Annotated in this window: 28 protein-coding genes, 2 tRNA genes and 1 pseudogene; 11 read left to right on the top strand and 20 right to left on the bottom strand. The window is 49.3% G+C overall.

All coding sequences use genetic code 11. From position 1 onward, the window contains the following. Positions 1-18 precede the first annotated feature (18 nt). From EPA93_RS32595 to EPA93_RS32540, 12 genes and pseudogenes are all read right to left on the bottom strand, one after another. Positions 19-657 carry a hypothetical protein gene (locus tag EPA93_RS32595; protein WP_129891522.1) on the bottom strand — a complete coding sequence of 213 codons (639 nt, stop codon included), beginning with the start codon at positions 655-657 and terminating at the stop codon, positions 19-21. A gap of 6 nt (positions 658-663) precedes the next feature. Beyond that, the gene (locus EPA93_RS32590; protein ID WP_129891521.1) at positions 664-999 is read right to left on the bottom strand and encodes a hypothetical protein; all 336 of its coding nucleotides are present in this window, start codon (positions 997-999) and stop codon (positions 664-666) included. Then, positions 996-1472, bottom strand: a complete 477-nt coding sequence (locus tag EPA93_RS32585; protein WP_129891520.1) for a hypothetical protein — start codon at positions 1470-1472, stop codon at positions 996-998. The genes EPA93_RS32590 and EPA93_RS32585 overlap by 4 nt, the downstream gene beginning before the upstream one ends. Positions 1473-1745: 273 nt before the next feature. Continuing rightward, positions 1746-2480: a replication-relaxation family protein gene (locus EPA93_RS32580; RefSeq protein ID WP_129891519.1), complete on the bottom strand. Its 735-nt coding sequence runs from the start codon at positions 2478-2480 to the stop codon at positions 1746-1748. A 509-nt stretch (positions 2481-2989) separates the two neighbouring features. Further along, positions 2990-3142: pseudogene (locus EPA93_RS32575) on the bottom strand (ADP-ribosylglycohydrolase family protein); the annotation flags it as partial. Between the two features lie 326 nt (positions 3143-3468). After that, positions 3469-3687 carry a hypothetical protein gene (locus tag EPA93_RS32570; protein WP_129891517.1) on the bottom strand — a complete coding sequence of 73 codons (219 nt, stop codon included), beginning with the start codon at positions 3685-3687 and terminating at the stop codon, positions 3469-3471. A 262-nt stretch (positions 3688-3949) separates the two neighbouring features. After that, positions 3950-4771, bottom strand: coding sequence for an alpha/beta fold hydrolase (locus tag EPA93_RS32565; protein WP_129891516.1), 822 nt, complete (start codon positions 4769-4771; stop codon positions 3950-3952). Between the two features lie 106 nt (positions 4772-4877). Then, the gene (locus tag EPA93_RS32560) at positions 4878-5471 is read right to left on the bottom strand and encodes a TetR/AcrR family transcriptional regulator (protein WP_165423543.1); all 594 of its coding nucleotides are present in this window, start codon (positions 5469-5471) and stop codon (positions 4878-4880) included. 426 nt (positions 5472-5897) lie between these two features. Further along, a complete protein-coding gene (locus EPA93_RS32555; RefSeq protein ID WP_129891514.1) occupies positions 5898-6680 on the bottom strand; it encodes a gamma-glutamyl-gamma-aminobutyrate hydrolase family protein in 783 nt (260 codons plus the stop codon). A gap of 360 nt (positions 6681-7040) precedes the next feature. Beyond that, complete coding sequence (locus EPA93_RS32550) at positions 7041-7523, bottom strand: septum formation initiator family protein (protein WP_129891513.1); 483 nt, start codon at positions 7521-7523, stop codon at positions 7041-7043. A gap of 344 nt (positions 7524-7867) precedes the next feature. Further along, positions 7868-7940: transfer RNA gene (locus EPA93_RS32545), tRNA-Phe, on the bottom strand. A 158-nt stretch (positions 7941-8098) separates the two neighbouring features. Continuing rightward, positions 8099-8569: a nucleotide triphosphate diphosphatase NUDT15 gene (locus tag EPA93_RS32540; RefSeq protein ID WP_129891512.1), complete on the bottom strand. Its 471-nt coding sequence runs from the start codon at positions 8567-8569 to the stop codon at positions 8099-8101. A 294-nt stretch (positions 8570-8863) separates the two neighbouring features. On the opposite strand from EPA93_RS32540, the gene EPA93_RS50025 reads away from it, so the two are divergent. The 3 genes from EPA93_RS50025 (at position 8864) to EPA93_RS32530 (ending at position 9891) form a co-directional block, all read left to right on the top strand. Then, a complete protein-coding gene (locus tag EPA93_RS50025; RefSeq protein ID WP_242527185.1) occupies positions 8864-9316 on the top strand; it encodes an LLM class flavin-dependent oxidoreductase in 453 nt (150 codons plus the stop codon). Then, on the top strand, positions 9313-9699 hold the full coding sequence (locus tag EPA93_RS50020; RefSeq protein WP_242527184.1) for a hypothetical protein: 387 nt from the start codon (positions 9313-9315) through the stop codon (positions 9697-9699). Before EPA93_RS50025 ends, EPA93_RS50020 begins: the two co-directional genes overlap by 4 nt. A gap of 117 nt (positions 9700-9816) precedes the next feature. Then, positions 9817-9891 (top strand) — tRNA-Lys (locus tag EPA93_RS32530). 335 nt (positions 9892-10226) lie between these two features. Here the strand turns inward: EPA93_RS32530 and EPA93_RS50520 are convergent. The 5 genes from EPA93_RS50520 to EPA93_RS32510 form a co-directional block, all read right to left on the bottom strand. Beyond that, the gene (locus tag EPA93_RS50520) at positions 10227-10349 is read right to left on the bottom strand and encodes a hypothetical protein (protein WP_277988682.1); all 123 of its coding nucleotides are present in this window, start codon (positions 10347-10349) and stop codon (positions 10227-10229) included. Positions 10350-11043: 694 nt separating this feature from the next. Beyond that, on the bottom strand, positions 11044-11319 hold the full coding sequence (locus EPA93_RS32525) for a hypothetical protein (protein WP_129891511.1): 276 nt from the start codon (positions 11317-11319) through the stop codon (positions 11044-11046). 35 nt (positions 11320-11354) lie between these two features. Further along, the gene (locus EPA93_RS32520) at positions 11355-11786 is read right to left on the bottom strand and encodes a response regulator (RefSeq protein ID WP_129891510.1); all 432 of its coding nucleotides are present in this window, start codon (positions 11784-11786) and stop codon (positions 11355-11357) included. Further along, entirely contained in the window at positions 11783-12046 is a 264-nt protein-coding gene (locus tag EPA93_RS32515) for a hypothetical protein (RefSeq protein WP_129891509.1), read from the bottom strand. Before EPA93_RS32515 ends, EPA93_RS32520 begins: the two co-directional genes overlap by 4 nt. 71 nt (positions 12047-12117) lie before the next feature. Continuing rightward, positions 12118-12348 (bottom strand): hypothetical protein, encoded by a 231-nt coding sequence (locus EPA93_RS32510; RefSeq protein WP_129891508.1) that lies wholly within the window; start codon positions 12346-12348, stop codon positions 12118-12120. A gap of 229 nt (positions 12349-12577) precedes the next feature. Here EPA93_RS32510 and EPA93_RS32505 point away from each other — a divergent pair, with 229 nt between their 5' ends. Continuing rightward, entirely contained in the window at positions 12578-13801 is a 1224-nt protein-coding gene (locus EPA93_RS32505) for a tetratricopeptide repeat protein (protein ID WP_129891507.1), read from the top strand. Further along, a complete protein-coding gene (locus EPA93_RS32500) occupies positions 13798-14331 on the top strand; it encodes an HAD family hydrolase (RefSeq protein WP_129891506.1) in 534 nt (177 codons plus the stop codon). Before EPA93_RS32505 ends, EPA93_RS32500 begins: the two co-directional genes overlap by 4 nt. Positions 14332-14383: 52 nt before the next feature. Here EPA93_RS32500 and EPA93_RS32495 read toward each other — a convergent pair whose 3' ends face one another. Further along, positions 14384-15085, bottom strand: a complete 702-nt coding sequence (locus tag EPA93_RS32495) for a PIG-L deacetylase family protein (protein ID WP_129891505.1) — start codon at positions 15083-15085, stop codon at positions 14384-14386. Between the two features lie 325 nt (positions 15086-15410). Between EPA93_RS32495 and EPA93_RS32490 the strand changes: the two genes are divergently transcribed. From EPA93_RS32490 to EPA93_RS32480, 3 genes are all read left to right on the top strand, one after another. After that, positions 15411-15947 carry a flavoprotein gene (locus EPA93_RS32490; protein ID WP_129891504.1) on the top strand — a complete coding sequence of 179 codons (537 nt, stop codon included), beginning with the start codon at positions 15411-15413 and terminating at the stop codon, positions 15945-15947. 390 nt (positions 15948-16337) lie between these two features. Beyond that, positions 16338-16772 carry a hypothetical protein gene (locus EPA93_RS32485; protein ID WP_129891503.1) on the top strand — a complete coding sequence of 145 codons (435 nt, stop codon included), beginning with the start codon at positions 16338-16340 and terminating at the stop codon, positions 16770-16772. 545 nt (positions 16773-17317) lie between these two features. Further along, a complete protein-coding gene (locus tag EPA93_RS32480; RefSeq protein ID WP_129891502.1) occupies positions 17318-18016 on the top strand; it encodes a hypothetical protein in 699 nt (232 codons plus the stop codon). 364 nt (positions 18017-18380) lie between these two features. On the opposite strand, the gene EPA93_RS32475 is transcribed toward EPA93_RS32480, so the two are convergent. Next, positions 18381-19241 (bottom strand): endonuclease/exonuclease/phosphatase family protein, encoded by an 861-nt coding sequence (locus EPA93_RS32475; protein ID WP_129891501.1) that lies wholly within the window; start codon positions 19239-19241, stop codon positions 18381-18383. Positions 19242-19849: 608 nt separating this feature from the next. Between EPA93_RS32475 and EPA93_RS32470 the strand changes: the two genes are divergently transcribed. Continuing rightward, a complete protein-coding gene (locus EPA93_RS32470; protein WP_129891500.1) occupies positions 19850-20239 on the top strand; it encodes a nuclear transport factor 2 family protein in 390 nt (129 codons plus the stop codon). 177 nt (positions 20240-20416) lie between these two features. Here EPA93_RS32470 and EPA93_RS51100 read toward each other — a convergent pair whose 3' ends face one another. Beyond that, positions 20417-20635 (bottom strand): CGNR zinc finger domain-containing protein, encoded by a 219-nt coding sequence (locus tag EPA93_RS51100; RefSeq protein ID WP_422877903.1) that lies wholly within the window; start codon positions 20633-20635, stop codon positions 20417-20419. A 201-nt stretch (positions 20636-20836) separates the two neighbouring features. Between EPA93_RS51100 and EPA93_RS32460 the strand changes: the two genes are divergently transcribed. Next, on the top strand, positions 20837-22309 hold the full coding sequence (locus tag EPA93_RS32460; RefSeq protein ID WP_129891498.1) for an outer membrane protein assembly factor BamB family protein: 1473 nt from the start codon (positions 20837-20839) through the stop codon (positions 22307-22309). A gap of 155 nt (positions 22310-22464) precedes the next feature. Continuing rightward, positions 22465-23661, top strand: coding sequence for an ISAs1 family transposase (locus tag EPA93_RS32455; RefSeq protein ID WP_129891497.1), 1197 nt, complete (start codon positions 22465-22467; stop codon positions 23659-23661). The last annotated feature ends 21 nt before the right edge of the window (positions 23662-23682 follow it).

Here is a 23682-nt window from a genome sequence, read left to right as displayed (position 1 = left end):
TGTGCTTCTCCTCTGCTCTTAGTGCGCCTTTCCCGCATCTTCGTGTCGTTCATCGCTCCTACTGGGAAATGCAGGGATCGGATGTTCGTGCCCGAGCGTATCGTGCGCATCAAGATTCTGCACTGCCGTCTCTAGTTCGTGGTAAAAGACAAAGTTTCCTTGCTCGCGGCCTTGCTCACGGAGAAAGGCGTAATCTTCCTTCTCCATCCTGACGGTTGTGCGTTCGCCCGTCTGGACGTCTTCTCCGGCTCCGGCAAGAACGACATGGACATGCGGCTCGTTGGTCTGCTCGCGGTCATGGGCGTGTACAAGAGCATACCAATGGAGGCGAACGCCTTTGCGCTCCTGCAATTCGCGCATCTGATCGCGTACCCATTGGCGAAAGTCCTCAATGCGTTCCTGTTCGCTGGGGGAAAAGATGATTTTGTGATAGCTCACGCTCCTGCTGGTATGCTCCATCACCTCTTGTACTGCCTCCTTCCGGTCTACGCGGTCATGGTCCTGACTAAACAGGTAGCGGTCTTCCTTGCTCTCGTGCTCTCCACGCTTGCGGTATTGTGCATACTTCAGATGTGCCGAGAGATGTTTACGGGCGACCTGTAGATTTCTGCCTGAAACATAGCGCCCTTTGACCACAGGTAGCGGCGGCAAGGCCATACAATACTATCTCCCCCAATCGTGATCCGGGTCTAGATCAGAAGGTACCTCTAGGGTCGGGGCCTGATCAAGCTCTTGCATGATCTCTTGGACATCTACTCCTAACTCGTTAAGAGCTTGACGCGCGTTTTCTTCAATATCCCCTTCTGGTATCTCAAGCGGGGCCTGCAGCAACGCTTGTACTTCCTCCTGGCTGAAATCTCTTTCCAGCGGTTGAAGCCATTCAGGAGGTACCTGTTGATCAAGGGCTTGCACCTCTGCCTGTGAGGGGGAAAGTGTCACGCGTTCCCATCCTATGGTTTGGACGCTGGCTTCGAGTGCGTCGAGCTCATCTTGGGTCATGCTTCATCCTCTGCTTTCTCTCTGGCAGGTCGTTTCGCAAGCTCCTGGCCCGCCTTCTCGCGGGCGTCTTCATACGCCTTCAGGGCAAAGTCTGGGCCATAGGCTTTGGCAAGGACGACATAGAGCAAGCGTCGTGCAATAGCACTATCTCGTGCCGTACGCACAATGAGCCCGGCAAGCCGATTGGCATGTTTCAGAGAGGTGTCTTTCACTTCATCAGTCACTTCACTGACGATCTCCTCACGGAGTTGACGACGTACCCCGGCAAGCTGCTGACGTAGCTCAGAGCTGACAATCTCTCGGATGATGGGAAGCGATTGCTGTTCAATGATGCTTCCCTGCTCCCTGGCTTGTTCCTGGCGTATGAGGTCGGCTAATAGCCCATTCATACCTCTATTTTCTCTTTCTGCCCGTTCGGCAAGGTACTGTTTTAATTCTTCCGGTATCCATGCATCTACGCGTTTATCAGCCATAAAAAAGCTCGCTTTCCCTCTGCACTAGTGTACCATGCCCCGTACACAAACAATGTGTAAGCACCTGCAAGAGTACACAAAAAATACACATGCTCCTCTGGCTGCTCAAGCCTGGCCCCTCGGAACGTCCACAGGAAATACACAAAGGTGGGGAGTGGTTTATCTTGCACTACCCGTCGCAACGTGGTTGCACCTGCGGGTGGTGCGCCGAATCGGTTCGGGAAATGCTGAAATGTTGGGGGAAGATAGGTACAAAATCCACACATCTTGGGCTTACTCCTGCCTCGCTATTTGCTGGGCTTCAAGGCTGTACCAGACAATATAATCAGAGAGCAGCCCATGAGAGGACTGAGAGACGTAACCGCTCCCCTCGTGTTGACGAATAGCAGTTAGCAAAGGTTCTTGTACCTGCGCAGGAACAAAGTACCAGAGCCGGGGATAACGAGAGGCAAGCGCCTTCACTGTCGTCAGCTCGTCTTGAAGCATGAGCATCGTAAGTCGTGGTTGTTCGATCACCCGTAAAGCGATAAGAGGGGAAGATCGGCCACGTAGTTCAGCATCGGGTAAAGGGCGCTCCTTGGTATGGAGCCTGATGGCCCGTTGTGCGTTCCACTCAATCGACAGAGCGGCACGTTGCAAATGGAGACGGATAGTGTTTACCGCATAGAGATGGCGAACGGTCGATGGTTTGGGCTGGTAGTAGGCATAGGGCAAGGCTAGTTCTCTGAGCCCTTTACGGCTAAGCCAAACATAGGTAGAATGCTCTCTAATAACCTTGTGAGGCAGATCGATATAGCCGAGTTGTAACCAGCGCTCAACGGCGTTCTGAGCAGTTGAGGGGGCAACCTTCTCAGGGCGTTTGGGCGTAGCAGGTGAAAGGAGGGCTAGTAAACGCTGCAGCTGGTCGTAACTCATACAATATTGTTCAGCAATCCAGGTAAGGGCGAGAATATCACGCTCGGTGACTTGTAGCATCCCGGCGTCTCGTCGGCGTGCGCGTTCCTGCATATGATCGTACTCCATCACAAACGAACTCATTCATTCTAAATAGTATAGTATATCAATGGTGAAGTAAGTCATCATGCGTAATGGCTTTTCTGGGAAGTATCTCCTGTTTCGGACAGAATTTTTGTGAAGCCAAGAAAAATAAGTGGAATGTGAGAGATGGTAGAGAGATGGTCGAAGAGGTAGAGTAGAAACAGATGAGCGGCCTACGAGAGAATAGAGGGAGAGTGAGAAGATAGTTTCACTGGTGATTGACGGACATGCTAGAAAAATGGGACGTTATTCTCCTCGTCGTGCAAGGGAGAAGAGAAGCGTTTGGGGTGGGATACCTGTGTTTGTGTATCGTAAAATGAGAAGAGTGCAAAAATAGGTAGGAAGAGCACGGGTGGGAGGGGTGGGGGCGCGTGCAAAAGCGCCTAAAGGGTAGGGAATATGTTCTAAACCACTACCCTTTAAGCGGCCATTTCGCCTAGCAAGTCCAGCTGAGAAGCGCTTGATTGTGTCTAATCCCACATTTGTGTGTCATCAGTATAGCAACCGGGCCGGATGGCATGCCTGGGATGTTTTACATAATGGGAAAGGTTGTTCTGCCGGCGAATCATCTCTGGATCTACATATTCAAAGCCAGCCCCATAGGCATCACCGATAGCTAGTTCAAGCAACACGGGACGAGTTCTCCCCTCTCAGAATCGTAAAGCTGTTCATTTCAGCCAATAGTGGAACTTGTGACAACTTCTCCTGCAGGTACAGCTTATTCCCCTAAAAGCTCGACTGCTATAGCTGCTTGTTTTCCAGTGAATTTGTTAGTGTTAAGTATACACTATTTTTGAGCGAAATACTACTTCTAGAGCGTAAGCTCCACTCCTGGGTACTTGAGCAAGGTTTCATGCCGCTCGACGTCTTTGCACATCTAGAATGGGATGCACCAGGTCATTGACCTGCAATGAAAAATGCAAACGACGTCCGTCAGGCTAACGTGGAGCGCAAACATTCACCCGCTCACAAAGCGCTTCCAGATCCTGATTGTACCGCTTGTCATTGAAAGATCAAAGTAATTACCTCTACGGTATCTTGTGCCCGCTTGACTATCCCTGGCAGATGGAAAAAGGCTGCCAACCAGTTCCAGGTCGCGGGTCCCCATCACCAGATTCACCAAAGCTACTTTGAAGACTGTCATCACCTGACCTTTGCCGTTATCTACCTCATACATGTTTCACTCATTTGTGGTAACATCTTCTAAAGCACGCAACAAATTGCGCTGTTCCTGGCAATAGCGCTCACACTTGCGCTGCTCTTGATTGCTGGTCTCTTAGGCTTTCCATTGTCGCTGTTGATACTCCTCTGCGCCGCGTGACTTCGGGACGGGTTCTGTTGTATCAACAACACTGGATGTGCTACGTTCTATGACCAGGACTTTGGCGGGAGTGACCACATGTCTACATGACGCCGTGGCACGTAGTCACCCTCGTACCTTACGGGAGAGGTGTCTCGTCAAGCATCTCTTGCAATTTTGCGGCGAAGGCCTTGGGATGACTCACGTAGCCCACATGATGCCCGGGAAACTCCACAACAGCCGTTCCGAGCTTGGCCGCCATTGCGACAGCACTCTGGTATCCGACATACGCTCGTCCACTCGATCCTGCGGCAATCACGATCCGGGTTTGGATCGAGGCGGATCTCAGTGCGGTGAAATCGAACCGGTAGCGGTCGTACATGGCAAATTCCCGCTCCAGTAAGAACATAGTGTTCTGGCTTGGTCGTTCTCCTTGTTCCGGGAGGTCGGCATCTAGCTCCCGGTCGTCGTAGGTCACCCCGATCTGTGCCATGAATTGCTGCATCGCCGAAGTCGCACCCTCACGGTGAGCGATTGCTCGGATGCTATCATGGCGCTCTTCTAGTCCAGACACCAGATGAGATGGGGGCTCGTGCGCGATCAGCGTGCGCACTTGGTGGGAATAGCGTGCAACCAGGTCGAGTCCGACGACAGCGCCGCCGCTGCTCCCAAATACATACGCCGGTTCGGATGTGACTGTTGCCAGCAGATGATGGGCGTCGTCACTGTGCACCTCAACATGCTGCTCTTCTTCTGGATCGTCGGGCGTGCTGCGGGAGAGGCCCCTGCGATCGTAGGTCACCACGGTATACCTTCTTTCGAGGTACCTGGCAATGCCATTGAAGGCCCGGGCATCACCACCGCCACCATGGATCAAAAGCAGGACGGGGCCAGAGCCGCGGACCTCGTAGGCGAGTTGTGCGCCAGGCACGCGCAAGGTGTCGCTTTTCGTTGAACTCATTCCATTTTCTCCGTTTCGTTTCTCTCTCAAAAGAATATGCCCATTGCTCTCTGCGTTTCTCAACGCGCGCTCCGCCCACTGTGGAAGACGAGCAACAGGAGACACGCTACGGTTTGAGCAGACGCCAAAAAATCTCAGCATCGGGAAAATGTTCGTGGTAGTGTTCAGGATCATACACAGCCCATCTAGGTAAGCCGTCAACACAGGCGAAAAGAGCTCTCACGAGTTGGTCGGGATCACCTGCTGCTACCTCGAATGTCTCCTGGCCCTCGACGATCAGTTGCCTTAACGTGCTTTGTAAATCCTGGCTCCGCTGGCGTACCAACTCGCGGAGCTCGTCTGGTGCCGTCTGAGAACTGAGGACCTGACCCAAAAGCAGGAAAGATTCGGGCTGTTGCCGACTTGCTACAAATGCTGAAAGCAGCCATTTCAAACGTTCTCCTGGCGTCCCCGGCATGTCTCGAACGCGTTGCAGATCCGCAGAGGGAGCTTGCAGAGCTTGCTTGGTGAGCGCGGAAAAAATGGCTTCCTTGTTGGCAAAGTACCGATAGGCCAATCCATGACTGACCCCAGCCTCAATGGCAACATCATCCACGGTTGCCGCCAGACCTTTCCGCGCAAAGACACGTTTGGCCGCTTCCAAGATATGTGCACGTTGCTCTTCGCGAATGCGTTGCTTCGCCTCTGCTGTTCGAGGCATCACTATCCTCCTTCTCATTTTGTGACTGATTTAGTCAGTCACAATTATAGGCGCTCACTTCCAGGCTGTCAAGGATTCAGCCGAGAGGATCACAGCGACGAAGCTGTATTGGAGAGAAAGTACATGGTGAGGACGTGTGCAGGGTGATAACAAAGGGTAGGTCTGGGCAATCTTCACGTGATTCCGAGGCGATGAAAAGCTGTCTCGTTCTAACTGAGCAAAAACATCGAGTGGCCCGAAACCCTGTTGAAGCATCTTTTCTCTTATGCACGCTACGCCAGTTAACTTGTTGGGGCCTTCAGGTTAACGTTCGAGGATTTATGGCGGAGTCGTCTGGCTCTTCGGATTAATTGTCAATTCCAGACAGTTGTACCAGGCGCAACGAGGAGTTACCCCCCTCGTTGCGCTTCACTATAGTAAAGGAGCCTAAGAGGCTTCTGCGACGAGAACTGGCTCCTTCGCCACAAACTGACGCACGCTCTTCACACTACAGGCCTCAATGAAGGCCTGGAAGTAACGCGCCCAGGGCTGATGTTCTTTATATAATTCTTCGGGATGGCACTGAGCGGCGACCATAAAGCGGTGTTCGGGCACTTCTAATAACTCTATTACGCCATCTTCGGCATAACCAGTGATGCGCACACCCTTTCCTGCTTCTTTGATGGCCTGATGGTGCAAGCTATTTGCCGGGACTTCAAGCGCGCCCAACAATTCCTCCATATGGCTACCGCGCTCAACACGCAGCTGATGGATAATCGTATTGCGCGGTCGGTCCCAGTTCGCATGTCTCAAGCTTTCCGGATACTCCTCCTGCAGATCTTGGTAAAGCGTGCCACCGAGCGCGACATTAATAACCTGCATGCCTCGGCAGATACCGAGCGTGGGCACGTTCTGCTCGAAGGCCCAGCGGGCCAGGCTCAGTTCTAGCTCATCAAGCTGGCAGTCTGTGGCTCCCAGCTTGTGATGGGGATTCTCATGATAATATTTCGGATCGACATCTATACCACCCGAGAGTAACAGGCCATCAAGGCGAGTACGAAGGGCCTCCAGGCCACTGAGGTCGTCCAGGAGAGGAATGAGTATAGGCACTCCCCCGGCATGCTCCACTGCATGAATATAGGCTCTATTATTAAAGTAAATGGGCCTGTCAGGCGTTTCGGGATCAGTGCTTACCCCCGCTCTGCAGGGAATACCAACTAACGGACGCATTACCAATCACTCCTTAATCATGAGATGAGTTCACATGCTAATTTTGAATAATAAAAAAAGCGGAAACGCTGTGGCGTTCCGCTTTGAATAACGATCTGGCTATATAGCGAAACGCGCCTTTATAAAGTAAACCCCAAGGAGCCCCAGCCAATACTGGAGCTGCATAATCATGAGGGTCATAACATTACAAGCGCGTTTCTGATTCATTTGTTTTTCCAATGTTATTACTTTGCCAACATCAACTTTATGTTGTTACTGTTATATATTCATCATAACGTTACTGTCAAGCTTTTTAGGACCTTTGCCAAGATGGGACGGTCAGAAAAGCTCCAAAGAGGGATGTCGTGCCTTTATCGGGCTCTATTTGCCAAAGAAGGTAGACCACCACTCTTGCCAGAAATTCCCTTGTATGGGCTTTTTCTGCTGAGCAGGCGGCTTTTGTTGCCCCTGTCCATCTGCGCTGACAATCACAACAGGTTGCTCACCATGACGAATATAGCCAAGTTGCTGGCGTGCCTCGCTCTCGATGACGGCAGGATCTTTATAGCGCTTCTCCATCTGCACAAGATGATTATGCCGATCTCGCAACTGCTGGAGCTGCTGTCGCTCCTGTTGCACCTGTTGAGCAATACGACTATTGGACCAGGCTTGCGCGAATGACCCTAACAGCAGGGCAATACAGATCAATCCAGTAACCCACATTATCGTGTGCGTGAAAAGAGTGTTTCGCCTGGCCCGTAAACGTCCTGCGCTCTCTTCCATGCCGATGGCCGATGTCACGTTGGCCGTATTGCCACTCTCAGTACGCGAAGTAAATTGTGGCCTTCGTGGACGATTCTGCACATGCTCTCCTTCTATTCTCTACACGCTGTAACTAATTTTTACGTTTCTTTTATTCTACAACATTGAGCCGGGCCCAGCTGATTCATCAAGAGGCCACCAGAGCTGATCCAGACTGGGAGAAGCTATGAGGTACGTACCGAGCTCACGGCGAGGCTGGATACGGAGAAAGCTGTATCAAAGCATACCACTCCCTGAAAGTAGTACACGCACCTGGACGGCCAAAAGAAGATAGGGAAAGATAAATTCGCGAGATCCGTGAGACGACTCTATTGCGCTTGAGAAATTGTTATTAGAACAAAAAAATAGAACCATGCAAAGTATCCTTACATGGTTCTCTGATTGAGTGCCGAAGGCCGGGATCGAACCGGCGACACCAGCATTTTCAGTGCTGTGCTCTACCAACTGAGCTACCTCGGCGCGTGGCCATAATATAACATGTCACGGCGAGAACGTCAAGACTTTTTTAGCAAGTTATTCAAATTTCATCAATCTGGGAAGAGGTGCTATAGGCAGGCCCGCGCCTCTTCCACAGCTCTGTACTTCAGCATGATAGCAGGCTTACTGATTGGCTATCCTCATTCGGGCCGATGAGGCATATTGATGGCCGAGCCTACTCTATCTTGCGTTGTTTGCGAGGGAAAAGTCTCGCCAGTTAGCAAATGCTGAAAGGGTAAAAAGAGCGGCTCTGGCAAGGAATCCCAGGTAAACCAACCAACCTCGGTCTCTTCATAGGGCGCGTCAACGTGTGGCTCCCCCGAGACATACTGAGCCTCCATCCAGACCGTCACATAGTGCTTATGCTCGGCCTGGAAGACATCATTGGTGATGACGCGAAATTTGACGTTGGTAATCTCTACGCCTGTCTCTTCTTTGGCCTCACGCTCAGCACGTTCGGCAAAGCTTTCGCCAAATTCCAGATGCCCGCCTGGCACGGTCCAGGTTCCGGCGCCGTGCACCTTCTGGTTGCGCTTGATCATTAAAAATCTGTCGCCTTTGTTGATAAGAACAGAGACGCCAACTAGGGGTCTATCTTGATGTTCTGGCATCCTTAACCTCTCTCTCCTGGCACATATAACTCTGGATATAAGCACGCATCAGGAGCAGGTATGGGATACACATTATCTGAAGCAAGGGGACGAGAATCATTCTTGCCGCAGAGGTTGAAAATTTTTTCTCTGGGCAGGCCAGATTTCCAGAGCTGGCGGTCAGCCTCATTTTAGACAATGAGGCTTCTTGTGAGAAATCCTTGGCGAAATATGACACAAGACGTCAGGAAGGATAAGGTACGCTCTTCCTCAAGAGCGTAGATTTCTTTCGCACGCAAAGGAGCTCAGTATCTTATGCACTATGGATTCATTCTTCCCCACGGCGATATCAACACGCTTGCCGAACTGGCTCACGAGGCAGAAGAAGCCGGATGGGATGGCGTCTTTTACTGGGATGGTATCTTCATCAAAGAAGCCGGACCGATGTACGATCCGTGGATTGTACTAGCCGCCATGGCTCTGCGGACCCAGCGGGTACGTCTCGGCTTGATTCTCACGCCTCCTTCGCGGCGGCGCCCCTGGAAGCTGGCTCGCGAGACCGTGACGCTGGACCATCTCTCCAACGGGCGGCTCGTCCTGCCGGTTGGATTGGGCGCCCTCGAAGACGGCGGTTTTACCAAAGTTGGAGAAATCACTGATCGCAAGCAGCGAGCCGAACTGCTGGATGAAAGCCTTGATATCCTGACAGGCTTGTGGAGCGGCCAGCCATTCAGCTTTCAGGGAAAGCACTACAAGGTCGAGAAATGACCTTCCTGCCTCCACCAGTCCAATCGCCGCGTATCCCCATCTGGGTAGTGGGAGCTTGGCCCAGCCAGAAGTCGATGCGGCGCGTGCTGCGCTACGATGGGCTGCTTCCGAGCAAAGTCGCCAGCGGGGAGGCGCAAGCAGAGATCACGCCAGAGGATATCAGGGCGATGAAAGCTTATATTGATGAGCATCGCAGCCTGACCACGCCTTTCGACATCGTGCAGGAGGGGGAGACGCCTGGCGAGGACCCTGAGCGGGCCAGGGCCATCGTACACCCCTATGCCGAGGCGGGAGCGACCTGGTGGAACGAGAGCCGCTGGTCTTTCCCTCCCATCGAGGATCTGCGCCGGCGCATTCAGCAGGGACCTCCACGTGTTGACTGACTTTGAGAAGCAGAATCGCATCGCCTCCTCACGGACTTTGCGAAGCCCTGTTTTAGACAATATTACCTATTGCATAAAGCCTTCAAATAAGCTACAATAGCATACGTCGAACGGGATGAGCGTGTAACTCAGTGGTAGAGTATCCGACTTTTAATCGGGTTGTCGAGGGTTCGATCCCCTCCACGCTCACCATTCACAAGCTGGCTCTACGAGCCAGTTTTTTTGTGCCTTCTCCATATATTTCTTCCAGCACACTCTCTATCTTGCGAAACACATTCTGTTACTATTCTCAGCCTAAATATACTCCTCCCATTAGATAACCTCATAATTATGGGCTTTTAGCCTCATTCTGCAGCACCGTAGAGGTATCTTTTGCATCTATAGACACACTTCTTAATAACATAAAGACCAATAGCTCATTCTAGTACGTTGCAGAGAAAACGAAACGAGCAGCATCCATTCCCTTACACATCGTAATGGATACTGCTCTGCCATTTTGTCACCTATATTGAAAATTCCTGATAAGTTTAGTCAAACGTGTCATCATTTCTTTTCTTCTTCAGCAGCTTATAGAGCTGTATGATGCCAACAATAGTGGTGGGTGCAGCAAACACAACACCTAGAACACCTATCCATAGAGTCAAATCCATACCTGTCTCCATGTTTGAAAATTTTTGCCGCCTTATTATGTAAGCCCTTCTCAAGAATTTTAGACGTCACACCATGACGAGTTCCCAGGTGCCTATGATAAGCTTACGAGGGACACTAAGTAGTGTCGGCGGCAATAGTCTTAGAAATCAAAAAGAGCTGTCTGCCGCTTGAGCTTGCTCCAACTTGCATCAATATAGCTTTGCTCAAGGAGTACAGGCAGCTCTCATATCCTTAATATTACAGAGTTTGACCCAAATGATGGCCAATTTATTGATCGTTTCTAAATAGCCGCATAATGGTAATCCAATGCATACTATCTCATCCGAGGACGAGGGTAAATAAATAATGAGGTATTCATCTCAGCTTGAGATAAACACCTCAAAAAAACAGGAATCTATTCCTTTACAAAGGCAATGGGCACTGCTCTCGCCTTGCTACCCAATCTACGGTAGGTCACAACATCTATTTACGCATGCACTTTAGTTTATCTAGAACTAACGGATAATCTCGGTGCTATTCTGATTGTAGAACATATTTGATGTTTTTCACGTATAACGCATATCTGTGACATATAAATCTTAGGAAAGGCACAAATAACATACATCCCTCACCAGATCATGCCTACAAATATGTTTCTATTTACCTCAAACTAAAAATAGGTCATGTCCATGCTCAGATCCATTAAGCCAAGAGCTAGTCTTCGGGCTCCTGAACTATTGCTCCGGTCTCGTCATCGACGAGGCGCGAACCGGGCAAGCGCCGACGATACATGAGAAAGCCGTGGGGACAGAACACGGCTCGCTCCAACTGCCATTCCCAGGGAGCGAGCTGAGCAAGGCGCTCAAAGGCCCGTTGGCGCGCCTGTTCTTCGTTGACTGCATAGACTTTGACGAGTTGTCTCCAGCTCTGGGCATCGGCACCGGTCGGAATGCTCGCGATGATCCATAAATATTCGCGATGTTGTCCCATAGAATATGTGGCCTCCTTTTGGTAGTGCGCAAAATTTAGCGCGGCGTTCGCGGACCTGGAAATGTACAATAGCAAGCAGCAAGGGCAAGAATCTCTTGTGTTGTGCTGGGTTTGGTAAGATAAGCCTCGATCCCGAGCAGGCGGGCCTTTAAGCGATCTAGAAGGCCGCTACGCCGCGTATGCAGTACCAGGACGGTTGTAGCAAAAGCCGGCTGCTTTCTCAGCCAGGTGGCCACCTGATAGCCATCCAGGCGCGGCATCACCAGATCCAAAAAGATCAGCGGTGGGATCTTTCCGCTATTCCGCAGCCATTGCAGCATGCACACTCCATCGGGAAACGCGTAGACGGTATAGCCAGCACGGCGCAGGGTGATCTCCAGGATCTTGCGCACGGTCGGCGAATCGTCGGCAATCAGGATCGGGCCCAGGCTATCTACTGAGGCGGGAATCAGCGAAACAGGCTTCATGTATTTGGCGCCTCCTGTCGGGAAGTATCCAGGACGTACATACAAATCGTGGGATCATAGCGATAAGAAATCTTGTGATATTCCAGCCAGGCCGCGCACGTCTCGATAGTCTGCCCCAGCATATACTTCTCTTGCGGCCATTGGACCACAGGCTCTATAATCTTGGCCCGACTCAATTGGTCAAGGATGACAAGGATGGCCTGGCGCGAGGGCGCGTTCATACCGCACATCAACATCTCACTTTCTCGCCCGGCTAACAAGCCGGCAAAACCTCCTCACGACGCATAATTACCGATCCAGCTACCTCTTTTATTAAGGAGCTTTACTGAATTCAGGACATGCTGACGTACGTAAGAGCGTCCAGAAGATAGCAATGTTGAACCTGGTCGTAACGAAAGAGGATGCGCTGGCGTAAGAGCCACATATAGCACTGATAGAAAGTTGTTTTGATCTGTAGGCGCAGAGCCGATGGCAAAGCGACATTATAAGCTCGATGAGCCTGGTTGAGCCGCGCCAATACTGCTATGACAGTTTGCCTGGCTAATATATCTTCATGCTTCATTGTTATGCTCCCTCCAAATAAGTAATCAAATCAGAAGAGACATCAGATAAGTTATTCTTCCAACTGCTGATTAATATGATACAGTGATGGATATATGCTGAGAATATAGAAAAATTATGGTTAAAATAAGTTTTAAGTTATGGGTAGTAATAAAAACAAAATTGACTTATACTGATACTGCAGTAAGTGGATCATGTAGACTTATGGGATGGAAGGAATACATAAAATTATGTGGTGGGTAGAACTTGGTTATTATTCATTTGAGCCAGGAGAGAATGACTTTCCTCGACCCGGACAAGTGATTCGCTATTACAGGCAGCAAAAATTCAAAAGTGACGGTAAATGTTGGACGCAACAGGATTTAGCGAATGCATTAGGTTTAACAGAACAAGCAGTTTGTTTAATGGAAACGAAAGATCTCGGGCTTGACAGTATCACACGCCGTCGAGTCCTCATCAGAATATTGCAAATTCCAGCAATATTGCTGGGTTTAGCTGAGATTCCACAACTCTCTTCCACATCTATGGAGAGCGGAGTTGGGAATAAAGCCGCAGCGATTAATATCTCGTTCTATGAAGAGCAACTGCGTAGTTATTACAATGCGCATCATAGAAAGACTACCCATCAGAATTTACCACAAATTCAAAAAGAAATCGCGGAGATGTACCAGATATTGCCGATTTCTCATGATAAAGAAAGGGTATCGCAAATTCTAAGTAGATACCATATCATGGCAGCTAGTATTATGCGCGACCAGTGCCTTTTTAATCAAACAATAGAGCACCTTGACCGTGCCATTTATTTTACTACTCAAAATAAGGATTATGAATTTCTAGCTGATGCCTATTATCGGCAAGGATGGACTTATCTAGAACAAGGGAAAGGAGAAAAGGCAATTCAAAGTTTTCTCCTCGCGGAAAAATTGGCACAAAAGATTCCTACCTATATGAAGGCTGGCATTTTAATTGGATTAGGACGTTCCCTTGCACTGGAGACACAGAATAAACAAGATAGCTTGGAAGCTCTTCGTACATTGGACAAAGCAGCCAATATGCTACGTACCTATCCTCCTCCTGATGGGAACCCCCATTATTTAGAAATAGAAATAGATCGTTTTCATACTGATAGATCAGCATCATTAATCGACATCTCATTCCCGCACGATGCGCTTCAGGAACTCTCTTACATTCGATCAGATCACAATAACCAGCGACGTATTGCATTAACTCGTGTTTTATATGCTAAAACGTATTTTGCTCTTAAGGATTATCCAGAGGCATGCTATATGGCAGAGGAAGCATTGCACGTGATTCAACCTATTCGTTCGAAGGTTAACTATCAGCAGATCAAGAAGCTTTACAGGCAGCTAAAGAATACGAACTTCAAAGATAATCCTGAAGTGGCACATTTAGAAATTCTTATCGACAAGATGAAAGAGTTGGGGCAAATATGAGCAGCATTGCCATTGTTGATTTTGACGGCGTGATTGTCGATATGACCTTGCATGCTCAGAGAGCTAAAGAGCTGGCTCAGGCCTTCGCCCTGGCTCAAGACGCCGATGTTGCCAGTGAACAACATAGAAAGGCCATGCGGGACTTCTTTTATAGCGAAAGAGGCTTTTTCAATGCAGGCCTGTTTGCACTTGATCGGCTGATGGACGGATGCATAGTAGAGCTCACCCGGCTGGTCCAGGAGTATGCAAAGGTGGTTGTAGTTACGAGCCGGCCCACTTTCACGCGCGACGTCACGCTAGCCTGGTTTTATCACCACTGCCCGGGCTTTGAGACCATTGAATTCTTCTTCAAAGATTCTTCGGAAAGCGAGCTCAAAACGGCGCGCTGGAAAGCCCAGATCGTTACAGGCTTCGCCAGAAACTATGAGACTATTCTCTTTATCGATGACGATGAGCGGAACAGGCAGGCGATTGCTGCGCTGGCTAGCAGCTTACATGATATTCATATTACGATCAAGGCGTGCCTTTGAGTCGTCGGTTATTACGGCATTTGGTAAGGTAGTCGCAAAACATTTTTATCTGTTACACAACATAGTGATGAAAAGCTTCTGCGCACTTCAGTTTCTGTTCTATACCGGCAACGAGACCTTTCTCTCGTATCCATTTATCCAAATCCTTATGTTTTGTTTGGCTCTCGTGACAGCGCAGAGCAGCTTTTTTGGGCTCAATGACGCTACTAATATCGATCCAATGATTAGGTCTATCAGTAGCAAAATAGTACATATCAAGCACACGATGCGGTGTGAGACCGTTTTGTAGTTGCTCAGGAAATACATAAGTACGCGCACAGGCTACAGCATCGACAGTGCAGATACTTACCGCTCTATGATCGGGGTGAAGCTCATCCTTTCGCCAAGGATCAAAGGTAAAAATTGTATCTGGTTTTTGTTGGCGTATAGCCAGAGTTAGCTCGCGCCTCAAAGTCATTGAGGCTTCAACTTCGCTATCATGATACCCCTCCAAAAAAGTCACCGTTTGCACACCAAGCACTTGAGCCGCTTGCCGCTGCTCTTGCTCACGAATAATCGACAACCGTTCCGGTGTCATCTCAGGATCGTCATATCCTTGATCTCCACGCGTTACCATTAAATAGTGGATTTCCTTGCCCTCTGCTGCTAAGAGCGCTATAGTTCCGCCACAAAGATGTTCAGCATCATCAGGATGCGCTTGCACAACAAGAACGCGTTGGCCACTGGAAGGCAACAATACAGAAGATATTGCCATGCCTATAACTCTCTTTCTTTGTCACTGAAGATGCAAATATCTAGAATACCTCAAGTATATCATCTGCGGCTTTTAAGATGCGAGACTAAGATTTATCCGGGCCCTGAAATGAAAAGTACTAATTATAGAGCAATCGCTTCTCGTAATATATCTATCCTCTCAGGAGCTCGATATAATAAGCAAAAATATATTTTTTCCCTCTTTACACTTCCTAATTTTTCATAAGCGAATTAGACAAAATTAAATTATGCATGTTATGCTTATAGAGAACTAAAAATTCAGTACGCTATTTTCTGCGCTATTGAGGATTATCTAAGGAAATGCTATGAAGAAAGTGCTCTATCTGATTGTCTGTGCAGCTCCCCCGGCCAGCCAGACCCACGAGCTGATTGCGCCCCTGCAAGAGGCGGGCTGGGATGTGTGCGTCATTGCCACTCCACAGGCGACCCGCTGGATCAATATTCCAGCCTTAGAGCAGCTTACGGGCCATATAGTGCGTACAGATTATAAATTACCAGGGGAAGCCGGTCCGCTCCCCAAAGCCAATGCTATTCTGGCCATGCCGGTCACCTTTAATACGGTTAACAAATGGGCGCTTGGGATTGGCGATACGCTTGCCGCTAGCCTACTCTGTGAGTGCATGGGGAGAGGAACACCGCCAATTGTGGCAGTTCCTTGCCTCAAGATGGATCTGGTGAAGCATCCTGCCTTTCGTAAAAACATTGCGCTGCTGCAGGAATACGGGGTAACGGTCTTGCATGAGCCGGAGCGCTATAAATCTCCCCTGATGGTTCCTCTCTCCGAAGTCCTGCAAGCCCTGCATGTAGCCTATCAGACAGAAGAGAATAAAGAGGCAAGCTAGCCTGCGGGACATTGTTATCCATCCCATAAAAGCCAATACAAGTCTTTACAAAACTTTATCTACTTTCCTGCTGCGGATAAGTAAAGGATTTATACTTTAATACTTTTTTTATTGAGAGTGTGATATGATTAATAGGTATATAGCATATGTGAGTTTTTGGAGGGAAGAGAGAAGATTATGCAGGATAAGCAAGTATCGCATTTTGAGAACGAGGAGCACGAACTATCGCCACGAACGCAACAGCTCATAAACCATCTTGAGAAGGTGTGGAAGCGCCCTCATGATCCATCTCCTGAAGCACTAAAGCGAATAATAGAGTTCCTTTCTCATCTTCCCAAGCCTTTTCAACTATCAGGAATGACGAAAATTGCAGAATAGCTTGCCAGCGAAATGGGCCTACATTTTCTTAATCTCCTGGCAACCTTTGAGCAAAAGGCGGAGGATGAAGGAATCGATAAAGAAGAGATTATACAGACATTACAGGGTGCCCTAATAGAGCAATTCCCCGAGATGATGGGGATTAGCAAACAGATATTAATTAAATCTCTTGATGAACTGGTTGCCTTGAGCAATATTACTCTCAGCTTGCATACGCTCTCTCAAGCCAATACAGCAGAAGAGGCGCAGAGCTGGATATATGAGTTGCCAATGTTATATAGCCGGCAGCTAGCACAAGAATTCTTGACTGTAAATAATCAAACTCACATCACAATAACCCCGAACGCAACTACCAGGAGAATTAGTAGCTCTTTTTCTTACGAGAGCTCTTTACCTAACCCTGTTAGCATTGATTCAATTAACCAAAATTTACCAACAATAGCATAGCTTTTTGAGAGGCTTTATGTTTCCTGACCCAGCAAACAAACAAAAAGACGAGGAAGATGCTTCCTCGTCAGAAATACAACAGATTCCGCTGCCACTTTTTGCCGTACAGCTACAAAATATCTTTCCAGTAGAGATAGAGGCAAAGCGATTTCCTCTCGATAAAGGTGTCGATATGACTAGTATAGTCTCTACTGCCCATACTCAGATGAATCTTAGCAATATAAGTCTCGATACAGAGGGATTGCTAGCGCAAGTACAACTGGAGGTGCGGGTAGGATTTCCGCAAGAGCCACGGCTTTTTGAGATATATTTCAGTCTGATAGGAATTTTCAGATATGAACAGGACTTTCCCTCAGAAATGGTTCAGCATTTTTTACAACAAGGAAGCCTTAGCGTGATGCTCCCCTCAGCACGCGAATTACTCCTCAGCCTATGTACACGACTACAAGTTCCTATGGTAGTTTTGCCTCTGATACAACTGACACCTTCACAAGAAACTGAAAAATAAAATAAATATTAAGCCTTTGTAGGAAGTGGGGATTGACATGAAGCTTGTTCCTGCATCTAGCCCTGGCATGGAAGCAGCACATAAAAATTTTCAGGTACGCACAATTGTCGATACTTTGTTAATAGACCATAATCTTCTCAGGCCAGTTGCTATGTTCCTCAAAAAATATTCCTCCGGCGATCAACCAGGCTTCGAGGAGGCTCTAGATGCATTAAGTCTTTTCCAAAGCCGTTCTGATATAACGGGATCTGTGGCACCTCCTGAATATGTTACTACCTTGATCCGGGCCTTACGGCAGCTATATCATCAAAAAGGGCAGTCAATCAACTATCAGCGAGGTGCTATTGTTGAGGCGTTGGTCTGCAAGCTTATTTGCTACCGATACTGTGAACCCGGTGAGCTATGTTTAAATAACCAACGCTTTGAAGAGAATCATAGGCCTATTACTGTACAAGAAGTAGATGTCGCAGCACTTTCCATCTCTCGCAAAAAGTTGGAGGGATATGAGTGCAAAGTTAGCTCTGCTTCTTTTGCTTCTTTTGATTCTATTAATCTGAGCGACTTAGCGGAGGAGGCAAATGAAAGGCAGTATCGCGTAAACGTTGGTTTCGTTGCTTTTGAAAATGACAAGATTATGAAAATCAAGCTAGCAAAATTTCAATTGCCAGCGTGTATCAACATATACAGCATAGATAATATAGAGATTTTGCAGCAACTTTCATTCTTGGAGCATTAGATGTTCAGCATCATCAGGATGTGCTTGCACAACAAGAACGCGTTGGCCGCTGGAAGGCAACAATACAGAAGATATTGCCATGCCTATAACTCTCTTTCTTTGTCACTGAAGATGCAAATATCTAGAATACCTCAAGTATATCGTCTGCGGCTTTTAAGATGCGAGACTAAGATTTATCAAGCGGGGCTTTCCAGTTCTCAAGAAAAGGGATTGTTAAGGGCTCATTCGCTTGATCGCGACGCACCCTTAACCGAGGGATCCCTCTCTCCCAGAGAGGGTGCCCTCTCCGGGGGAGAGGTAATGAGGCGCGAGCCTCAGCGTTTCCTTTCCTGCCTGACAATGGCGAGGAAGGAATTTTGACTTCCTAGAGATTGGGGACCGTGAGATCAGCAATCAGGCCGTAATGGTCGCTAGCCTGCACGCCCTCCGTAGGCTCATCGAAGATTCGTTTGCAGGCAGCGATGTCAAGTGCAGATCCACCGTGCTCTCCATGGCGCACAAAGATGTAATCGATGCGGCGGAAGGGCCAATCCCTAAACGGACGCATCCCCTTCACAACCTGCTCCCTTACCTGAGGATTGGCGGGAGTGAAAGTATGTCCTGGCTCCTGAGGATGTGTGCTCTCCCAGGCATCGCGGTAGCAGACGCTCATCTCGCCAAGTGACTGCCGGCCAGACAAGAAGCGGATACAGGCAGCGTCAGGATCGGCATCTAGATCGCCAACCAGCACAACCTGTTGAGGACGCTGGCTAATATGCTCCTCCACGGCCCGCGCCGCTGCCACGGTTTGCAATTCGCGCTCATACTCGTAGCTCAACTGCCAGTTGGGAAAATGGTTGACAAATAGCAGCGGACCTACTGGCTCTGGCGCCAGGACTTCCGCGATGAGAGTTCCGCAGGGAAAGTTAAGCGTGCGGGGAGTCACATGTGCATCTATCTCTTGCACCTCGCTGATCGGCCAACGGCTCGCGATGGCGATTCCCATGCCCTCAGGAGCTCGTCTTTGCTGATGGGCAAAGTTCCACTCAGGCCCAAGCAGATCAAGTATCTGATCGTACTCTTCATTCTTGATCACTTCCTGAAACGCCACAAGATCAGGGTTGAGCGCTTTCAAGCCATTTATGAGCACGGCCCGACGCTCAGGCCATGCTCCATAGCGCTGCCATAGATTCATCGTGAGCACGCGCAGCGAGCCGCGCCTGGGCTCGCTATCGATAGTAGACATTACTACTCTCCATTCACCTTTATTAAGTAAGCTCTGCCAGATGTATACCAAATTTATTAGAGGAAGTCCGAAAAGGTTTTGCAAGCAGCCCGAAGCTGGCGGGCCTGCTCTTGTTTTCTAACATTCTTTTCGGCTACTTCTGGCAAGAGTGTAGTGCTCGAATAGAGACAACCTTATGTCACATTCAATAGAAATTCTCAACTATCTGGTCAGCTTCGATTTCTTAATAAATGTACAGGGATAGCAAATCACAAATTTCTTTGAGAATATGTGGCTTCCTTCTGCTGCCCCAGCATTCCAGGTGAGATGAGCATCAATTTTCGCGCGCGTTCGGAGTACTTTAGCAATGTAAGTAACACTTTCTGCCAGGTGGTAAAGGGATACAAAAGCCAGATCCAATTCACAGAACAGCTGGAGCCAGGGCAATTAGGAATGGTTCCATCACCTTATCAGCCTATACTCAAGAACGTGAACGATACCTGGGAAGGCAAAGGGCCAGCGCGGTTTGGAAAACTAAAGCGCTTGTGAGGGCAAAACTTGTCGAGGTATGCGTTCACACGAGGCATAATCCCGGTTTAAGCATAATTCTACAGATAGGAGTATGAGCGATGAAGAGCGTTGAGTCGTTTGTAGAGAACTGGTCTAAGATTTGGCGAGGAGCAGACAGCGATGTGCAGCTGTATATGTCCCTATTGCACGAAGGTTGTTCTCTTGTCAATCCGGTTAACTCGGGAACGCGAGAAGACCTGCCGGCAATCATGCACTCGTTTCTGAGTGTCGAGCCTGATGTGCGCGTCGTTCCTATTCGATGGGTTAAGACTGACGATGGCGTCATCATCGAGTGGATCAATACCGGCACGTTGCATGGTGTCCCATTTGAGTTGCGTGGCGTTGATTGCTTCATTCTAAAGGATGGCAAGGCAAGCGAAGGCTATTCGTACTTCGACCCCCGACCATTTCTTCAGGGGCCGACAGCACCAAGCGAGCAGCAAGGATAAAGGCCCGAGCATCCTATAATCCCTTCAAGCAACGCTGAACTCGGTTTATAGCATAGCAGGCACTAAGGTGGCAAAGCGTGATACTCGCGTCTTCGCCACCTTTAGCCAAGCGAGCAAGGCGGTGAAGCTCGTATCTTGTGATCGATAGTCTTCAACAACTCGTGGCGCTGATCAATTCTATTCTTCTCTGTCAGAGGCTCTTTCATCACGCTGCCTTTGGCGATATCTGCGAACTCTTACATGGCTTCCACAATCCGCTTTACACCAGTGACGCTGATGATTCTTCGTCGTGTCCATGAACAGATGTCCGCATCTCTCGTTGGCACACTGACGCACTAAATTCCGCTCGGCAGATATAAGCAATTTTGCCGTTGCGCGAGCAAGAGGAGCAAGCATCTGATCAAGAGCATTCTTGGCCAAACTTATAGCTTTATGGTGCTCCTGGTTCAAAACAAAGGCTAAAGATCTAACGCAAGTATTCGCCTTGTGCCTGTAAGCGCGTGAGCACAGCAGCTTAAAGTGGAACAATTTGGAGGGGAAAAACGACATATAAGTGAAGGACATGCTACCATCGCTCGGTGAAAGGAATCCACAACGATGTCTGGTAACGAAGAACCCTCCTCAACTCCGCAAAAGGTGAAGCTTCGGCTACTCGTCACCCTTGCTGCAATTGCGGGCACAATCCTAATTTTAGGCGCCCTGTTACTGATCATCCCACTTTTGCGCCGAGAGCAGCCTGCCTCTCGTGCATTTTCCACTAGCAAGGAAGCGAGCGGACTCTACGCTTTTCAGCGCAATACCCTCTACCGTCTTGACAGCCGCACTCACGCTATCCAGTGGAAACATACCTTTGCCGGCAGGGAGCAGCCCATATACGAGCCCCTGAATGAGAAAAATGGACCTGTTGCTGTTAGTGGCATTCTTTATGTAGAGACGAAGCAGGATGCAGTACAGCGCTTTCTTAGCGCCATCTCGGCCACCGATGGCTCTACCCTGTGGAGAGAGCCCATAGCCACCAGGGCTTTCGTAAACAACATAGCCGTCTACACACTTGTCGAATCCCTGACAAAAGACGTCACGACCTTGACTGCCCGCGATCTGCATACGGGCAAGCAACTCTGGCAAAAGCAGTATCCCATCGTCGTCTCCAAATCGAACTCGTCGCGGGGTACCGATTATACCGAGGGGCTACGACTGATCACAGTCACCGATCAGGTGCTCTATGCTGTAGGCTCACAGGAGGAACACGGGCAGGTAATCTTTGGGCGCTACGCTCTTAGCCCAAGGGACGGCGCGATTCTCTGGCAGGATCGCAATCTCATCCCGGGACACATGCCTACCGTGGCAGCCCAAATAGCTGATGGAGCCCTTTATACAATGGAGTACCATCTATACCCGGTTCCGCCCACTACCGATGCGCATGGAATGACGATGAGCGAGGTTATTGAAACCCAGATTAGGGCCTATAATGCAGCCATGGGTAAGAAGCTCTGGTCCTCACCAGAACTGCAAGGAGTCGAGCCCAACGGAGGCTTTTCCCTCAAAGTTTCTGGCGATCTGCTCTACTACCATGATTTCATTCAGAATTATACGGATCATCGCGCAGACAAGATGACGCTGCACGCACTCAACAGAAAAGACGGCACTCAGCGCTGGCAGTATCAAGTACCAGACAACGACTCTATGACCGATTCCGCTCTGCTGGGAGACACGCTTTACCTTGAAACCTCTCACTTCGCGCCCGGGGTCAGGAGCGAGGATCTCCAATTGCAGGTGATTGCTATCAACGCCTTGACCGGAGCTGTACGCTGGTCAACACCGATAAAATTTCTTGACGGCAGCGAAAAAACGCCAACGCCGGTTCCAGGAAGCATTGATCCCGGGTTCGCAACTGGCTATATAGTCGATATGGCCCCGGTTGCCAGTCGCGAGGAGGTCTACTATAGTTCGCCGGCCAGCAGAATTACCGTCCTGCGCCCATCCGATGGCAAAATGCTCACGCAGTTCTGGCTGGATAAGACAAGCCAGACCACCGTGCTCGACAGAGCTGTATTATTCGTAGTGCCATAGGCAAAATCAGCGAGGCTCCCGAAAGAATATATGAGCGACTTCAACACAGGGCTATTTAATGTTCGTGAGAAAGCCTTCACTTCAGCCCAAAAAAGGATGAGAACCTGGTAAAGTGATAGTACATCAAAACGTCACGAAACGAGGTCTCATCCCAAATGAACTATACCATGATGGCCCAAGCAAGTGAATTGGCAGGTTGGAACAAAGAGAGCGAAGCCCTCTCAGTGTATCAAGCGATGCAACAGCTCGAAGATCGACGCAAAAACAAAGGAAAGCGCTACAGTTTGGCGCTCGTGTTGACGCTGATTATCCTCGCGAAAATGGCAGGAGAAACGACATTACAAGCAGTTTCCGACTGGGTGCGCTATCGGAGTGCCTGGTTGCAAGACGTCCTGCCAGATACCCGCGCCACCTTTCCCTGTGTCGCCACCTATAGCAATGTCTTGCGGGCTGTCGACCCAGCTCAGGTAAATCAGAAGCTCATGGATCTCCTGATCCGTGTACGTGCGCAAAAGCGGGTTGCGAGAGAACAAGAGCATATCATCCTCGACGGCAAGACTCTTCGGGGAACCCAACACCATCTGGCGAAAGATCAACAGAAAATGCATCATGTCGCCTGTTATGAGGCCCAGACCGGCATTGTGATCAAAGAACACATCGTTGCTGAAAAAGAAGGAGAACTGACCCACGTTTCAGCCTTTCTCACGCCGCTCTTCCTGCAAGGACGTATTCTTAGCGCGGATGCTCTTTACACCCAAAAATCGATCTGTCAGCAGATCATCGCTTCTGGTGGAGAGTATCTGTTCTTCGTGAAGCAAAACCAACCCACGCTTGCCGAGGATCTCCGTCTCTTCTTTGGCGAACCTCCCCTTGATTGTCTGGATTGGCGAACTCAGGTGCAGACTGACAAAGGGCACGGGCGGCTCACGTGCCGGTTCATTCAAGCCTCCACGGAACTCAATGATTTCCTGGCCCGCGATTGGCACGAAGTTGGACAGGTCTTTTGTCTCCGTCGGCGAGTCGAATATCCTTTGCGCTGTACCCAAGAATATGTCTATGGCATCACGAGCCTGACACCTCAACAGGCAACCCCCTTGCGCCTGCTTCAGTTGATCCGCGACCACTGGCGCATTGAGAATCGGCTCCATTGGCATCGCGATGTCACCTTGCAAGAGGATGCGTGCCAGATCCGCAAAGGATGTGCTCCTCACACATTGGCCGTTCTTCACTCCTTTCTGCTGGCTCTCTTCGATTTTTGCGGTGTCACCAATGTCAGGCAACAGATGCGCTGCTTCGATGCTCATCCACTCCAAGCTCTTCAGCTCTTGCTCAAGGCCTTGGGGGAAAATTAAAAAGCCCTGACTTCAACAAAC

Origin of the sequence: Ktedonosporobacter rubrisoli, from assembly GCF_004208415.1 — a bacterium.
Classification (GTDB): Bacteria; Chloroflexota; Ktedonobacteria; order Ktedonobacterales; family Ktedonobacteraceae; genus Ktedonosporobacter; species Ktedonosporobacter rubrisoli.
This window is presented reverse-complemented; position numbering and strand designations above follow the sequence as displayed.

What these genes read in the sequence shown, in the direction of transcription:
- EPA93_RS50520 (WP_277988682.1), bottom strand. Translation starts at nt 10,349, where the DNA reads ATGGATTTGACTCTATGGATAGGTGTTCTAGGTGTTGTGTTTGCTGCA.
- EPA93_RS32460 (WP_129891498.1), top strand. Translation starts at nt 20,837, where the DNA reads ATGTCTGGTAACGAAGAACCCTCCTCAACTCCGCAAAAGGTGAAGCTT.
- EPA93_RS32490 (WP_129891504.1), top strand. Translation starts at nt 15,411, where the DNA reads ATGAAGAAAGTGCTCTATCTGATTGTCTGTGCAGCTCCCCCGGCCAGC.
- EPA93_RS32455 (WP_129891497.1), top strand. Translation starts at nt 22,465, where the DNA reads ATGAACTATACCATGATGGCCCAAGCAAGTGAATTGGCAGGTTGGAAC.
- EPA93_RS32580 (WP_129891519.1), bottom strand. Translation starts at nt 2,480, where the DNA reads ATGCAGGAACGCGCACGCCGACGAGACGCCGGGATGCTACAAGTCACC.
- EPA93_RS32495 (WP_129891505.1), bottom strand. Translation starts at nt 15,085, where the DNA reads ATGGCAATATCTTCTGTATTGTTGCCTTCCAGTGGCCAACGCGTTCTT.
- EPA93_RS32485 (WP_129891503.1), top strand. Translation starts at nt 16,338, where the DNA reads ATGGGCCTACATTTTCTTAATCTCCTGGCAACCTTTGAGCAAAAGGCG.
- EPA93_RS51100 (WP_422877903.1), bottom strand. Translation starts at nt 20,635, where the DNA reads ATGCTTGCTCCTCTTGCTCGCGCAACGGCAAAATTGCTTATATCTGCC.
- EPA93_RS32520 (WP_129891510.1), bottom strand. Translation starts at nt 11,786, where the DNA reads ATGAAGCCTGTTTCGCTGATTCCCGCCTCAGTAGATAGCCTGGGCCCG.
- EPA93_RS32565 (WP_129891516.1), bottom strand. Translation starts at nt 4,771, where the DNA reads ATGAGTTCAACGAAAAGCGACACCTTGCGCGTGCCTGGCGCACAACTC.
- EPA93_RS32475 (WP_129891501.1), bottom strand. Translation starts at nt 19,241, where the DNA reads ATGTCTACTATCGATAGCGAGCCCAGGCGCGGCTCGCTGCGCGTGCTC.
- EPA93_RS32510 (WP_129891508.1), bottom strand. Translation starts at nt 12,348, where the DNA reads ATGAAGCATGAAGATATATTAGCCAGGCAAACTGTCATAGCAGTATTG.
- EPA93_RS32500 (WP_129891506.1), top strand. Translation starts at nt 13,798, where the DNA reads ATGAGCAGCATTGCCATTGTTGATTTTGACGGCGTGATTGTCGATATG.
- EPA93_RS32480 (WP_129891502.1), top strand. Translation starts at nt 17,318, where the DNA reads ATGAAGCTTGTTCCTGCATCTAGCCCTGGCATGGAAGCAGCACATAAA.
- EPA93_RS32540 (WP_129891512.1), bottom strand. Translation starts at nt 8,569, where the DNA reads ATGCCAGAACATCAAGATAGACCCCTAGTTGGCGTCTCTGTTCTTATC.
- EPA93_RS50020 (WP_242527184.1), top strand. Translation starts at nt 9,313, where the DNA reads ATGACCTTCCTGCCTCCACCAGTCCAATCGCCGCGTATCCCCATCTGG.
- EPA93_RS32585 (WP_129891520.1), bottom strand. Translation starts at nt 1,472, where the DNA reads ATGGCTGATAAACGCGTAGATGCATGGATACCGGAAGAATTAAAACAG.
- EPA93_RS32470 (WP_129891500.1), top strand. Translation starts at nt 19,850, where the DNA reads ATGAAGAGCGTTGAGTCGTTTGTAGAGAACTGGTCTAAGATTTGGCGA.
- EPA93_RS32570 (WP_129891517.1), bottom strand. Translation starts at nt 3,687, where the DNA reads ATGTATGAGGTAGATAACGGCAAAGGTCAGGTGATGACAGTCTTCAAA.
- EPA93_RS32595 (WP_129891522.1), bottom strand. Translation starts at nt 657, where the DNA reads ATGGCCTTGCCGCCGCTACCTGTGGTCAAAGGGCGCTATGTTTCAGGC.
- EPA93_RS32555 (WP_129891514.1), bottom strand. Translation starts at nt 6,680, where the DNA reads ATGCGTCCGTTAGTTGGTATTCCCTGCAGAGCGGGGGTAAGCACTGAT.
- EPA93_RS32560 (WP_165423543.1), bottom strand. Translation starts at nt 5,471, where the DNA reads ATGCCTCGAACAGCAGAGGCGAAGCAACGCATTCGCGAAGAGCAACGT.
- EPA93_RS32505 (WP_129891507.1), top strand. Translation starts at nt 12,578, where the DNA reads ATGTGGTGGGTAGAACTTGGTTATTATTCATTTGAGCCAGGAGAGAAT.
- EPA93_RS50025 (WP_242527185.1), top strand. Translation starts at nt 8,864, where the DNA reads ATGCACTATGGATTCATTCTTCCCCACGGCGATATCAACACGCTTGCC.
- EPA93_RS32525 (WP_129891511.1), bottom strand. Translation starts at nt 11,319, where the DNA reads ATGGGACAACATCGCGAATATTTATGGATCATCGCGAGCATTCCGACC.
- EPA93_RS32590 (WP_129891521.1), bottom strand. Translation starts at nt 999, where the DNA reads ATGACCCAAGATGAGCTCGACGCACTCGAAGCCAGCGTCCAAACCATA.